Raw genomic sequence first — 14,350 nt, forward strand, 5'->3', positions numbered from 1 at the left:
ATATTATTGATGTATATCGATAATACATTTTTCTTCAATAGAAATGCCAAATAATGCAAAGTCGTATTTTACGGGATCGTCTTTGTCTAATATTCTTAGATTTTCAGTCAATTCTATTGCAGCCTTCCAGTCGGGCTTATCTCTCTCCAGAAGCCCTAGTTTACGGGCTGTTCGTTCGACGTGTAAGTCTAATGGGCAGATAAGAGCTGCCGGCTTAATACTTTTCCATATTCCGAAATCTACTCCGTTTTTGTCTTGCCTTACCATCCACCGAAGGTACATATTCAGGCGTTTACACGCCGATTTCTGAATAGGAGAGGGGATATGTTTGCGTGTCCTTTTTGGAGCATCTGGCAGACTGAAAAAATAGGATTGGAAATTATTTAAAGCACTTTCTACATCCATGTTATTTTCCTTGAAAAAGGCATTCTCTAAACTTCGATTCGATGAATAGTGATATTTTAAGAAATGGATGCAATATAAGAGGTCGGTGTCATTGAATGTGCGGTGCTTAAAATTCAGTAATTTTTGCAAGTCACTATCAGAATGTTCTTTTATAAATTGATACGGACTGTTATCCATCCTGTTGGCAAGCTCTCTACATTTATTTATGATGGTTTTCCGCTGTCCCCAAGCAAAGATGGAAGCGAAAAATCCCATTATTTCAATATCTTGCAGCAAAGTGTAGGAGTGTGGGATGGAGATAGGATCATTGACTATAAATCCGCTGTTATTATACTGTTCTGTCTTTTTATCCAGCAGTTCTTTTAACTTTAGTAATTGTATGTTATATGTCACGGTTATTTCTTTTTTTGTTTTACAAATGTATTGATTTTTTCTTCTTATTTTGATTAAAGAAAATGTATCTGTTTAATTCGTCTTATTTTTAATATTTTCTTTCCAATTTTAGATTATAATGATTCTTATTATATTATTTTTGTGCTTTGAATATTAAGGCTGGTTATTGAAGCCTTTTTATTTTAGAAAATTGCCCAATTATTGCCCAATAAGCTTAAGGCCTCCGAAAGGCTTTATTGCCTCTATATGCATAGAAATTGGTCTTGTGTAAGTTTAAAATAAGATTAAAATATTACTATGTTTTTAGACATTTTTCCAAATGACAGTATTAATATAACCAATACTGCTTCGGCAATAAGTACATTTGATCGTTTATTTGACCAATTGTTCGACTCGGCAGTCTCACTCGGACTGAAAATTCTGGCTGCAATAGTTGTATATATCATCGGTCGTTGGGTTATAAAATGGCTACGTAAATTTATAGACCGTTTTCTCGAACGTCGTAATATTGAGAAAACCGTAAAGAGCTTTCTCGATAGTTTAGCTAATATTACGTTTAAAGTATTACTTTTCCTTATCATTGTTAATATTCTGGGTATTCAGACAACATCCTTTGCGGCTATTCTAGCAGCAGCAGGGCTGGCAGTTGGTATGTCTATGAAGGACAATCTGTCTAACTTTGCAGGTGGAGTTATGCTGTTGGTCAATAAACCATTTAGGGTAGGTGAAAGAATTGTAGCACAAGGAGTCGATGGTACAGTGCAGTCTATCGGTATATTGTATACAGTATTACTTACGGGTGATAATACAACGATCTTTGTTCCTAATGGCCCTTTGTCAACCGGAAATATTGTAAACTATTCAGCACAAAAAGAGAGGCGTGTTGATATTACCTTCAATATTAATTATGGAAATGATGTGAATGAGTTGAAAAACACATTGCTAGCTATAATTAATGATAACAATCTTATAAAGAAAACACCGGCTCCTTTTGTTGGAGTAACTATGGTCAACAACGGATCTATTGATATAACAATAAGAGTGTGGGTTAGTAGTACAGACTATGCAGCCACAAGTGTAGATCTGAATGAAAAAGTATATGCAACTCTTAGTGATAAAGGTATTTATACACCATCGTCGCTAAGTGTGAGAATGCTTAAGGATTAAAAAATATTAAATCTCTTATTTATAGTGAAAATTGAATAGATACATTTCTATTTGAGAAAGAAATAAAGTAGATTTGTGAAAAAGGAAGAAATCTCTATATTAAACAATATAATTAATAATTTATTTTAACTATGAAAAGGCAAAGACTTCAATTATTCCTTTCCTTAATTATGCTGGTTGCTGTTTTGGCAACATCATGTAGCAAGAAGACAATTAGTCCACTGGGTAATTCCCTATTTTCGGTGAACCCGTCTCCTCTAGAACTTGTGGGAACAAAAGTTCCTGTAACTATCAATGGTAGATTCCCTGCAAAATGGTTTGATAAGAATATGAGTGTTGTAGTGACTCCGTATCTGAAATATGATGGTGGAGAGGCTCTTGGTACATCATATACCTACCAAGGTGAAAAAGTAGCAGGTAATGGTACAGTTATAAGTCAGGAAAATGGTGGAGCAATAACTCTTAGATCAGAGTTTAACTATACTCCCGCAATGAAAAAATCAGAATTGTATTTGAGATTTGCTTTTTCAAGAGATGGTAAAACTATTCCCGGATTTGGTGATCTTAAAATTGCTGATGGTGTGAACTCTACAGCAGGTTTGGCTAGTGCCGCTACAGTTACTCCGGCAACAGCTCCCGATGCTTTCCAGAGAATTATTAAAGAAACTTATGATGCAGATATTATGTTCCTTATCCAACAGGCAGAATTACGTTCAAGCGAACTTAATTCTTCAAACTTGGCTGCATGGAAAGATCTTGTAAAAGAAGCAGATGATGATGCTCGTAAAAATATAAATGTAGAAGTCTCTGCTTATGCATCTCCTGATGGAGGTTTAGACCTGAATGAGAAGTTGGCAGAAAAACGTGAGAAAAATACAACAGATTATCTTACAAAAGAATTTAAGAAAAAAGCGATAGATACAGAGATTAACGCTAAATATACAGCTCAAGACTGGGATGGTTTCCAAAAATTGGTACAGGCATCTAGTCTTCAGGACAAAGATCTAGTGTTGCGTGTATTGTCAATGTATCCTGATCCTGAAACAAGAGAAAAAGAAATTAAAAATATTTCTGCGGTATACTCAGATCTTGCTGAAACTATTCTACCAAAACTTCGTCGTTCTCGTTTGATCGCTAATGTCGAAGTTATCGGTAAGACTGACGAAGAGCTTAAAAGCGCAGTTAATTCAGATATGTCAGGTCTTTCTGTAGAAGAATTGCTATATGCTGCTAATCTTGACGGTGTATCGAAAGAAAAAGTATATACTTTTGTTACTCAAAAATATCCAAATGACTATCGTGGTTGGAACAACTTAGGTGCTTATTATTATAGTAACGGACAAGCTGCAAAAGCTGTACAGTCATTTAATAAGGCAGCAGGAGTTTCTTCAAATGCACCGGAAGCTAGCATGAATCAGGCACTGCTATCTTTGGCAGAAGGTAATACTGCAAAAGCAGAACAGTTGTTAGGAAATGCATCTGGAGCAAACTCTTTAGGTGAGGCTCTAGGCTTATTGTATATTCAGAAAGGTGATTATAATAAAGCTGTACAATCGTTTGGTGAAGCTAAATCAAATAATGCTGCGTTGGCTCAGATTTTGACAAAAAATTATAATAAAGCTCAACAAACTCTGAACGGAGTATCTAAGAAAGATGCCACAACTTATTATTTGTCTGCTATTGTAGCAGCAAGAACTAATAATACTTCAGGAGTTGTTGGTAACCTGAAATCAGCAATTGATCAAGGAGTATCTGCTAGTAGTATTCTTAGTGATATTGAATTTGCAAAATTCCTTACCAATTCGGATGTAAAGAATATGCTGTTGAAATAATTCATTACATAGCATACAAAAAAGCCTTTATTCTTAGAATAAAGGCTTTTTTTATTTGCTTTTTGTTTTAGTAAAACTATCCTCTGTCCATACTGTGCTCGTCAGGGTTTATCCTGTTAAGGGCGGCTTTTACTTCTTTTTCTGTTATGATCACAGGTGGAGAATTATCTTTCTGTTTGCGGGCCTCTTCGTAGCCTTTAAATTCTCTGGAAGGCGTAATTATCTGATTATCTTTCATGATACAATAATTTAATGTTACTTCATTATTTAAACAGATGTAACTAAGAATTTGTTTATTATTGCCTATTTATTTCGGCAATGATTATCTTAAAAATGGTTTCAAAAAATTCTAAAATTAATTATTCAGGATAAAAAAAATATACTAATTTTACAATATCAATCGCGAAAGTAGCTCAGTTGGTAGAGCACAACCTTCCCAAGGTTGGGGTCGCGGGTTCGAACCCCGTTTTTCGCTCGTTGAACAAGCGCATGTGGCGTAATGGTAGCCGCGCTGTCTTCAGGTGGCAGTGAACTATGTTCGTGGGGGTTCGAGTCCCTTCATGCGCACTGAGAGCGACAAATTGAATTGATTTTCTTTTTGTCGCTTTTTCCATTTCTATAACTTGCTATTTTGTGTTGATTAAATGTGTAGTCCGAAGGATACATTTTTCCATCTTGATAGTAGAAGATAAAACCTTATTTATTAAAATATAAAGTCTAAATATTAATAGTAAATAGTTATTTAGAATACTTTTATAAAAAAAGGAAGAACGCTGCTGGTCCACAATTTTCAATTATATTTGTTTATAAATCTCCATTAAAAAAACTAATAAGCATGAAGAAACTAATTATTCTCTTGTTTTCAATCTTAATAGTAGAAAATTCGTACTCTCAAAACTTATTCCCTGAAAAATTTGAAGACTGCAAAATAGAAGCTTTCGGATTAGAAAGCAAAATAACTTCTGCACGTATTTCAAATGAAGAATTATTAACTCCGATGTTGGAAGGAAAATCGTTAACTCAAATTGAGGGAATATTGGTGATGCAAATATACGTTGATAAGAGTGGAAATGCATGCTTAGTTAGTGCAGATAACAAAACAAACATACCATCAAATGAATTTAATCTAAGTAAAGTTATTCAGCGAACGAGATGGATAAATAATGGAAATCCTGTATGTGCAATTGTTCATATTACATTTAAAAATGGGAAGGCTGATGTTCGCCGTTTAGGCTCTGATGGAAATTTGGGAGCACATGAGATAACAGATAAGCATAACCCTTTATATGATTTGCCAAAAGACACGCGGAACAAAAACACGACTAACAATCCTAATATAGCAAAAGATGAGAAAACTAATTCTATATGGAAATTATATACCTTTCAAAACTCAAAACTCCCCTATAATCTTTGTAGAAGCGCAGAGGTTGATAGTAAGGGAAATGTATGGATTGGTACTGACCGCGGAATTGTGAAGATTAGTGGAGAGGAATGGACTGTCCTTGATGCAAACAATAGCGGACTTGAAAGTAATCAAATGGGCAACACTGTATCATGGGATTTAACAATTGATAAAAATGACAATGTATGGACAGAAACAATGTCTAAAATAAAAGTATTTGATGGAGATAGTTGGAAAACTATTGACAAATCAAATTCTCCATTAAAAAAATCGGGAAAAACAATATCACAAGATAGTACAATTTGGATTGTTGGATTCGAAGGGTTTTACGAATACACTGACAACAAATGGTCTGAATACAATGTAGGTAACTCAGGTTTAGTAAGTAATACCACTCGTGGTGTATATCGAGATAAGTCTAATAATTTATGGGTTGCCACTGACCAAGGTGTAAGCTTCTATGATGGGAAGAAATGGAAAACCTATAATAGTAAAAACTCGAAAATTCCTGCTAATAGTGTGAGAGTAGTCACAGGGGATAAACAAGGGAATATATGGATTGGAGTTAGTACGGGTAAACATGATAATATTGGAGGAGTTGTTATGATTACACCTGAAGGTAAGTGGACTGTATTTACGATGAAAAACTCGAAATTACCGAGTTCGACAATATCTGACATAAAGTTTGAGGGGAAAAACGATGAAATTATATGGATTTGTACAGGTAATTTTTTAGTTCGTAAAGAAAATGATAATTGGGAAATATACGATAATGCTAATTCATTTATCCCAAAGAACTATGTAAGTACTTTAACTATTGATAAAGATGGAAATAAGTGGATAGCAACTTATAATGGTTTAATTTTCACAACAAGATAGGTTTCGATAGTTTTACGGTTTCGGAAGATTTTAGTAAGAAGTATAGAGTTTCTATACATGATGTTTTGATAGTAATAGTTAATGTAAAAACTGCAAAACAATTTTATAATATGGAAATTTCAGAAGATGAATTTATTGCTAAGTGTAATTTTATGCAAAAGATGGTCAAGCAAGTGATACATCCCTAAAGAAAATATCTTTTAAACTCTAAACCTCACCATTCGTTGCCCTTTGCGTTTACCTGTAAAACAAAAACGCTTGAAAATCATAGATAATCAAGCGCTTGAAAAATAAATATGTACACACGATGAGACTCGAACTCACACGGACTTGCGTCCACTACCCCCTCAAAGTAGCATGTCTACCAATTCCACCACGTGTGTATATACATAAACAAAAAAATGTGACTATTGCCACATCTGTGAATGAAAAGGATATTTGAAACCACATTCACTATATTGTTTTTGTTAATCTTTGTCAGAAACAACTTAAGAAGAGAGTATTTTCAAATATTTCTTGTCTTAAATTGTTAAACAGATATCCTCTGAAATCTGCTTTTCCAAATTCGGACTTAAAAGTAGACATCCTTTTTAATATATGCAAGTATTTTGATCTTAATTTGTTTCTCAGCCTACAAATTCAGTATGTTTTAAGAACAGAGATTCTTTGGATTAAGGGTGTGTAAAGTTCTCAAATAATACTGTTTTGTTTTAGAATATCTGTTGAGATACAAGTTTCTTTTATACCGAAAAGAAGAGTATTCCTATATTTTAGGCTCGTATAATAGTAAAATCTTATACTCTGGATGATTTTGCCCCTCAAATGTATAAATTTACCCCATGCTACCTGTATTAAATATTACCTTTGGAGATATAAATAGACGTTATCTTTAGATAAACCTGAATACATAGACTAAAAATTCCTAAAAAGAATAATAAATATGATGAGATTTTTAACCGAAAGACTTCTATTAAGTCTGTTACTTCTATTTCCATTAATTAACACACATGCTAACGGTGGTATAAACATTATACCTAAACCTCAAAAAGTAGAAATTAAAGAAGGGCAATTTGAGCTGAATCGTAAAACTCAAATTGTTAAGAAAGGTATTACGTATGATGTTAGTACCGAAGTTTTCAAAAAGGATATCAATAAGAGTTATGGATTATCGCTTATCGAATCAGGAATAAATGATGCACGTAAGTCTAAGCAGTCCATTAAGAACTCTATTCTTTTACAACACGATGCCGATCTTGGATTTGAGGCCTATAGGATTGATGTAAAAGAAAATGAGATCCTCTGTTCGGCTTCTTCGTCCGAAGGGTTTTTCTATGCTTTGCAAAGCCTTATTCAGATGATATCGACTGATGCTAAAAACAGATTGACTATTCCTTGTGTCGAGATAGATGACAAGCCTTTGTTGTCGTGGCGTGGCTATATGTTGGACGATTCGCGCCATTTTTTTGGCAAGGAAGCTGTAAAACAATATCTTGATATAATGGCTCGTCTCAAACTTAATCGTTTTCACTGGCATCTTACCGATGAGCCTGCATGGCGTATCGAAATAAAAAGATATCCACTGCTTACTTCGATAGGAGCTATTGGTAGCTGGGATGATAAAGATGCACCTCATGCCTTTTATAGTCAGCAAGATGTGAAAGAAATAGTTGCGTATGCAGCCGAACGTCATATCATGGTAATACCTGAGATAGACATGCCGGGACATGCAACTGCTGCTGCTCGTTCCTATCCAGAAATATCGGGTGGAGGCGAGGGACGATGGAAAGATTTTACTTTCCATCCTGCTAAAGAAGAAACTTATGAGTTTATTGATAATATAATGACTGAAATAGCCGATCTTTTTCCTGCCCCTTATATTCATATCGGTGCCGATGAAGTGCATTATGGCAATCAATCGTGGTTTACGGATAAAACCATGCAGGATTTTATCAAAGCTAACAATCTGAAAAACGAGGTAGGGTTGGAGCATTACTTTGTACGCCGTGCATGTGATATAGTAAATAGTAAGGGCAAGAAAATGATAGGATGGGACGAAATAACGAGTGTAGGCCTAGACCCTTCCAAAGCAGTAGTAATGTGGTGGCGTCACGATAAGCCGGAGGCTTTGACTCGATCTCTGAATGATGGCTTCGATGTAATTCTTACTCCTCGCATACCATGCTATTTTGATTTTGTACAAGACCAATCGCACGAAATAGGGCGCAGATGGGGTAATAAATTTAATGAGCTGACCACAGTATATGATTTTCCTGAAAGTATTAGTAGTCTCATAGCGAATAATAAGTCTCAGATACTTGGTTTGCAGGCTAATTTGTGGACAGAGCGTGTAGCGGGAAAAGAGCGACTCGATTTTATGACCTTTCCTCGTTTGCTAGCCATAGCCGAAGATGGATGGACAGATGCAGAGAAAAAAGATTATGAAGATTTTGAAAAACGCGTTGCTGTATTTTTAATTTACCTCAAATCGGAAGGAATAAATTATTTCGATATATTCGATAAAAGTACTACTCCCGAGCCTTGGGGGCCATCTAAAGCAGATGTTATAAGCGAAGGGTAAATGCTTGTATATTAAGTTTTATATTTTGTATGAAAAAGAATTGTTTATTAATTGATATGTATATAAAAGAGTTCAATATAAAGTGGGTTATTATTGCATCTGTTTTGCTGTTATGTAATTCTGGAGTTTCCGCTCAGCAAAACAGTAATAGAATTCCTCCAGCCAAAGATCTTATAAAGTATAAACTTCCTCAAAAGTCTATATACAAACAAGGTTGGATAGACTTTAATAAAAATAATAAGATGGATGTATATGAAGATCCGTCTGCATCTATAGAGGATCGTATAGAAGATTTACTTTCTCAGATGACTGTTGAAGAAAAGACCTGCCAAATGGTAACTCTTTATGGTTATAAAAGAGTTTTGCAGGATGATTTACCTACTGCCGAGTGGAAAAATAAACTTTGGAAAGATGGAGTAGGGGCTATTGACGAGCATCTTAATGGTTTCCAACAATGGGGGCTACCTCCATCCGACAACCCTTTTGTTTGGCCGGCTTCACGTCATGCTTGGGCAATCAATGAAGTACAGCGTTTCTTTATCGAAGAAACAAGACTTGGAATACCTGTCGATTTCACAAATGAAGGAATAAGAGGTGTAGAAAGCTACATAGCTACAAATTTTCCGACTCAGCTGGGATTAGGCCATACATGGAATAGAGAACTGATACACAAAGTCGGATATATTACCGGGCGCGAAGGCCGTTTGTTAGGATATACCAATGTGTATGCTCCTATATTGGATGTAGGACGCGACCAGCGGTGGGGTAGGTACGAAGAAGTTTATGGTGAGAGCCCATATCTTGTTGCCGAATTGGGTATAGCCATGACAAAGGGTATGCAGACCAATTATCAGGTAGCTTCTACTGCAAAGCATTATATTGCTTATAGTAACAATAAGGGTGCCCGTGAAGGTATGTCGAGAGTAGACCCCCAGATGTCGCCCAGAGAAGTAGAGAATATACATGTCTATCCTTGGAAAAGAGTAATAAAAGAAGCAGGTATATTGGGAGCAATGAGTTCATATAATGATTATGACGGATTCCCTATACAGAGCAGTTATTATTGGTTGACAACACGCCTGAGGAAAGAATTTGGATTTAAAGGTTATGTTGTATCAGACAGTGATGCTGTTGAATACCTTTATAGTAAACATCATACTGCTACCGATATGAAAGAATCTGTCTTACAGGCCGTTTTAGCGGGGCTTAATGTAAGATGTACTTTTCGTTCTCCCGATTCGTATGTTCTTCCTCTGAGAGACCTGATAAACGAAGGTGCAATAGGTATGGATATAATAAATGATCGTGTACGCGATATTTTGAGAGTTAAGTTCCTAGTCGGGCTTTTCGACTCTCCATACCAGATGGATCTGAAACAAGCGGATCTGGAGATAAACAGTGTCGAAAACCAAGAGGTTGCTTTGCAGGCATCTCGAGAATCAATTGTCCTTCTTAAAAATACGGATGCTTTATTACCTTTAGCAAAAGAATCTGTGAAAACAATAAGTATCTGTGGCCCTAATGCTGATGATGCAACCTATGCCCTTCAGCACTATGGCCCGTTGGCTGTGGATGTAATAACTGTACTTCAGGGAGTAAAAGAAAAAGTAGGAAATAAGGTCGACGTTCTATACACTAAAGGTTGTGATGTTGTTGATGCTAACTGGCCAGAATCGGAAATTCTGCCGACACCTCTTAATGAGGAAGAGTTGCTGGAAATAAATAAAGCTGTAGAGAATGCTAAAAAGAGCGATGTTGCTATTGTTGTCTTAGGAGGGAATAATCGTACCTGTGGAGAAAATAAATCACGTTCTAGTCTCGATCTACCGGGGAGACAATTAGATCTGCTTAAAGCTGTATATGAAACGGGAAAACCTGTTGTCCTCATCCTTATAAATGGAAGACCTAATTCCATAAATTGGGCTGATAAATATGTTCCGGCAATTCTTGAAGCATGGTATCCTGGTTCGCAGGGAGGTAAAGCTGTGGCTGATATAGTATTCGGAGACTACAATCCGGGCGGAAAACTTACAGTAACTTTTCCTAAAACAGTGGGACAGATACCGTTCAATTTTCCTGCTAAACCTGCATCTCAGGTAGATGGTGGCCGCAATAGTGGACTTAAAGGCAATATGAGCCGCATTAACGGAGCTCTCTATCCATTTGGCTATGGTTTGAGTTATACAACTTTTGACTATTCGGATATAAAGGTGGTACCACAAACGATAACTCCTCATCAGACAGCGACTGTAACGTGTAAAGTAACTAATAGTGGGCAGATAGATGGAGACGAAGTAGTACAGCTTTATACAAGGGATTTACTAAGTTCAGTGACTACGTATGAAAAAAATCTCAGAGGATTTGAACGCATTCATCTCAAAAAAGGAGAAACTAAAGAGATTTCCTTTACTATTTATCCTCGCGATTTAGAACTCCTAAACTTAGATGAACATTGGGTGATAGAACCGGGTGACTTTAGTATAATGATCGGAGCTTCTTCGGAAGATATTCGTCTTAAAGAAACTCTGACTGTGAAAGATTATAAAACTTTGGAGTTGGCCGCTAATAATATAGAGGGCAATAATCGTCAAAGTGAACTTGCAAATGTTATCGATAACAATTTAACGACTATATGGTCAGGAGTAAAAGGAGATTACCTTACTTTCCCGATGTTGGCTAATAGCAAACCTTCTCAAATCTCGGTTTGGTGGAAGTCGGCAGAAGAGAATTCTACTTTCGAAGTTCAGATTTCTTCCGGTGGCGGACAGTTTCTAACTGTTTATAAAGGACAAGTAAAAGTGATAAATGACTATATTGATTATTTGCTTAAGAATGATCTGGCAAGTGATGTGCGTATTCTTATTACTTCCGGTAAGGTGGAGATTGCTGAAGTAAATATGGAAGGAATAGAACGATAGGTCAGGTTGTCGAAAAAGATATTAGTATTAATAAATAAAAAAGTTCCAAATAATTCAATTTGGAACTTTTTTATTTTGCGAAAATCTGAGCGAAAGACGGGATTCGAACCCGCGACCCCGACCTTGGCAAGGTCGTGCTCTACCAACTGAGCTACTTTCGCTTTTGAGTGTGCAAATATATAATCAATTTTCGTATATGACAAGAGATTTCCTGATAAATCTTATTCTTGAAGTAAATTTTCCATGTCTACATACATCTCAGGTGTCAGTTGTGTTATCTTTTTGTTCTTTTGTTTATTTTCATAGAACTTGGCTAAAGTCTTGCTCATTGACGAATTATTCTCTTTTTCATTGTCTACTTCTTCTGTCGGCTGTTCTTCTTCAAAAGAAACTACTTCGCCTTTGTTTTTAGCTATTAGCTTCAAGAAATTCTTTCTCCCTTTTTTATACTTTTTCTCATTCGTCTTATCTAGTGGTACAAGTTTTACCCGGGCTTTGAATGCACCCATCTGAGCTTCCGAATCTATAACGTATATTTTACCTTCTTCAAGGTTTGCTTCTACATAGTCCGTATTTTCACTTTTTCCAATAAAGACGTGATCTCCCGGACTACATTCGTAGGCTATAAATTTACCTGGTTTTAGTTTTCCTATCAGTTCTTCTCCATCATAAAAAGAAAAATTAATGAGCATACCTACAGACGAAGTTCGAGTGAAATAAACCATACTTTTACCTTTGGCAGGCGTAATGAGTTCTGGTAATTGCGTTTCTTGTGCAAATGTAAAAAGAGAAAGAAACGTAAGAGTAAAAAGGATAAAATATTTCATTGGTTTTGATTTTATATTAGTCATGATAGCTGAAATTAAGATTACTTAGAAGTACGAAAACTTATATATGCTGTTACCATAAAGTTAGATAAGCTCATTCTATCTTTTTTGTCCATGCTGAACTCTTCCCCTGATATGCTACCACCGCCTACTGATAGTTTCAATCCTGCGCCTATATTTTGATTGAATTGATAATCTCCCGAAATGGAAGCATAAGAGCCGAGTACTGTTTTGTTATAAGAATAACCTCCTCCGTCAAGAATAGCTTCATCTCTGTAAAAAAGAGCTCCTAGTCCCAGATTCATATATAGAGTAAATGCTGAGCCCAGATTATAACGCATATTAAATGTTGGGCCGATGTAAGTAAAGCCAATATTCTCTTTTGCATCCCGAATCATAATGTCTCCGATGAGAATATCATTACTACTACTAGATTGCCTGTTGTAATAAAAATTAAGTCCTAGCCCCCAATGTTCTTTAAAGAAATATTGAGCTTCTACGTCAATATTGTATCCGTTCTTTAGACCTTCTGTCAGTTTGTCGATATCTGTATTACCAGATTGCATAATTTCACCTAACCGACGGGCGTATCCACCTCCTATAGTGAATCGAAAGTCTCGATAGGTAATCATCTCATCTGTTTTTAGATTTTGATTTTCAGATTTCTTACGAACAGTTCTCTTTAATTGTACAGAATTGTCTTCTGTTTTATTCTCCTGTGCATACATTGATAGACCTGCAACAGTGAATGATAAAAGAATCATGCAGATTTTTTTCTTCATAGTGAGTTTGTTTACATTAGATTTTTTAGTGTAGAGATCCTTTTTTTTATAATATTCTGTAAATAAAAGAAAAAAAGCTACTTGATGCAATACCAAACAGCTTTTTTTATGCAGAAATGTTAAATAAATATCATTTTACTTCCCAGATATCTTTAGTCATCAGGTAATCTTTTAGTTTACGTATTTTATTTTTAGACTGAACTGTTGTTATTTGTTCTTCTACTCCATCATTATACGTTGGAGATTTTACATCACGTATCACACCTAATGCTACAGGTAAGCCCGATTCGAGAGACATTAGCCCTAACTTCATGTGTAAAGTATTGTCTATGGTCGTGGTATCGTGAACCAGCACATCGTCAATTGTGTATCCTTCTTGCCCTATTGTAACGGCTTTTAGTGTCCATCCATCCATTACCAGACCTTTGTCTTTGTTGGCTCCGAACAACATTTTTTCACCGTGTTTAAGCATTATAGTGCGTTCGGCTCTCCATGCCTTGTCCACAATGTTTTCGTGGATAGCATCGTTAAATATAACACAGTTTTGAAGTATCTCTACTACAGATGTACCCTTATGCCTTGCTGCATCGGCTAGTATGCCTGTCGTATTTGCCAGATCGACATCTATACAACGTGCGAAGAATGTTCCTCGTGCTCCTAGCGTTAGTTCGATCGGATGAAATGGATCTTCCACTGTACCAAATGGAGAAGACTTGGAAACAAATCCTCTGTCAGATGTTGGAGAGAATTGTCCTTTTGTCAGTCCGTATATTTTATTATTCAATAACAATATATTTATATCTACATTGCGCCGTACTGCATGAATAAAATGGTTTCCTCCAATAGCCAGACAGTCGCCATCTCCTGTTGCCAGCCAAACAGAGAGCTCCGGTTTTGCTGTTTTTACACCTGTTGCTATAGCTGCTCCACGACCATGTATGGTATGAAAACCATAAGTATTCATATAATATGGTAAACGGGAAGAGCAACCAATGCCGGAAATAACAGCAGTCATGTGTGGTTCTATATCCAGTTCGGCCATTGCTTTGTGCAAACAGTTGAGAAGAGCATGGTCTCCGCATCCGGGACACCAACGTACATACTGATCACTTTTATAGTCTTTAGACTGATGTGACGATGCTAATTTCAAATTTATATCCATCATAA

10 protein-coding genes and 4 tRNA genes are annotated in these 14,350 nt (G+C 36.0%); 7 read left to right on the forward strand and 7 right to left on the reverse strand.

The genetic code is table 11. The annotated features are described in order from the left end of the window. Positions 1-3: 3 nt before the first annotated feature. The gene (locus tag BGC7_RS06955) at positions 4-798 is read right to left on the reverse strand and encodes a TIGR02757 family protein (RefSeq protein ID WP_221406073.1); all 795 of its coding nucleotides are present in this window, start codon (positions 796-798) and stop codon (positions 4-6) included. A 297-nt stretch (positions 799-1,095) separates the two neighbouring features. Between BGC7_RS06955 and BGC7_RS06960 the strand changes: the two genes are divergently transcribed. Further along, entirely contained in the window at positions 1,096-1,965 is an 870-nt protein-coding gene (locus tag BGC7_RS06960) for a mechanosensitive ion channel family protein (RefSeq protein WP_050700838.1), read from the forward strand. A gap of 131 nt (positions 1,966-2,096) precedes the next feature. Further along, complete coding sequence (locus BGC7_RS06965) at positions 2,097-3,797, forward strand: tetratricopeptide repeat protein (RefSeq protein ID WP_050700839.1); 1,701 nt, start codon at positions 2,097-2,099, stop codon at positions 3,795-3,797. A 76-nt stretch (positions 3,798-3,873) separates the two neighbouring features. Here BGC7_RS06965 and BGC7_RS18030 read toward each other — a convergent pair whose 3' ends face one another. Continuing rightward, positions 3,874-4,035 (reverse strand): hypothetical protein, encoded by a 162-nt coding sequence (locus BGC7_RS18030; protein ID WP_185112955.1) that lies wholly within the window; start codon positions 4,033-4,035, stop codon positions 3,874-3,876. A 164-nt stretch (positions 4,036-4,199) separates the two neighbouring features. On the opposite strand from BGC7_RS18030, the gene BGC7_RS06970 reads away from it, so the two are divergent. The 3 genes from BGC7_RS06970 to BGC7_RS06980 all read left to right on the forward strand — a co-directional run bounded on the left by BGC7_RS06970 (position 4,200) and on the right by BGC7_RS06980 (position 6,078). Further along, a tRNA-Gly gene (locus BGC7_RS06970) sits at positions 4,200-4,272 on the forward strand. Positions 4,273-4,282: 10 nt separating this feature from the next. After that, positions 4,283-4,364, forward strand: a tRNA-Leu gene (locus BGC7_RS06975). Positions 4,365-4,632: 268 nt separating this feature from the next. Beyond that, positions 4,633-6,078, forward strand: a complete 1,446-nt coding sequence (locus tag BGC7_RS06980) for a ligand-binding sensor domain-containing protein (protein WP_050700840.1) — start codon at positions 4,633-4,635, stop codon at positions 6,076-6,078. A 299-nt stretch (positions 6,079-6,377) separates the two neighbouring features. On the opposite strand, the gene BGC7_RS17850 is transcribed toward BGC7_RS06980, so the two are convergent. Then, positions 6,378-6,461, reverse strand: a tRNA-Leu gene (locus tag BGC7_RS17850). A gap of 557 nt (positions 6,462-7,018) precedes the next feature. On the opposite strand from BGC7_RS17850, the gene BGC7_RS06985 reads away from it, so the two are divergent. Both BGC7_RS06985 and BGC7_RS06990 read left to right on the forward strand, forming a co-directional pair. Continuing rightward, on the forward strand, positions 7,019-8,656 hold the full coding sequence (locus BGC7_RS06985) for a beta-N-acetylhexosaminidase (protein WP_242034425.1): 1,638 nt from the start codon (positions 7,019-7,021) through the stop codon (positions 8,654-8,656). Between the two features lie 56 nt (positions 8,657-8,712). After that, positions 8,713-11,574, forward strand: coding sequence for a glycoside hydrolase family 3 C-terminal domain-containing protein (locus tag BGC7_RS06990; protein ID WP_082206521.1), 2,862 nt, complete (start codon positions 8,713-8,715; stop codon positions 11,572-11,574). Between the two features lie 88 nt (positions 11,575-11,662). Here the strand turns inward: BGC7_RS06990 and BGC7_RS06995 are convergent. The 4 genes from BGC7_RS06995 to BGC7_RS07010 all read right to left on the reverse strand — a co-directional run bounded on the left by BGC7_RS06995 (position 11,663) and on the right by BGC7_RS07010 (position 14,348). Further along, positions 11,663-11,735, reverse strand: a tRNA-Gly gene (locus tag BGC7_RS06995). Positions 11,736-11,795: 60 nt separating this feature from the next. Continuing rightward, a complete protein-coding gene (locus tag BGC7_RS07000) occupies positions 11,796-12,401 on the reverse strand; it encodes a hypothetical protein (protein WP_157258676.1) in 606 nt (201 codons plus the stop codon). Between the two features lie 41 nt (positions 12,402-12,442). After that, positions 12,443-13,183, reverse strand: coding sequence for an outer membrane beta-barrel protein (locus tag BGC7_RS07005; RefSeq protein ID WP_157258677.1), 741 nt, complete (start codon positions 13,181-13,183; stop codon positions 12,443-12,445). Positions 13,184-13,313: 130 nt separating this feature from the next. Beyond that, entirely contained in the window at positions 13,314-14,348 is a 1,035-nt protein-coding gene (locus tag BGC7_RS07010; RefSeq protein WP_050700843.1) for a 2-oxoacid:ferredoxin oxidoreductase subunit beta, read from the reverse strand. Positions 14,349-14,350 lie beyond the last annotated feature (2 nt).

Origin of the sequence: Dysgonomonas sp. BGC7, from assembly GCF_001261735.1 — a bacterium.
Taxonomy (GTDB): domain Bacteria; phylum Bacteroidota; class Bacteroidia; order Bacteroidales; family Dysgonomonadaceae; genus Dysgonomonas.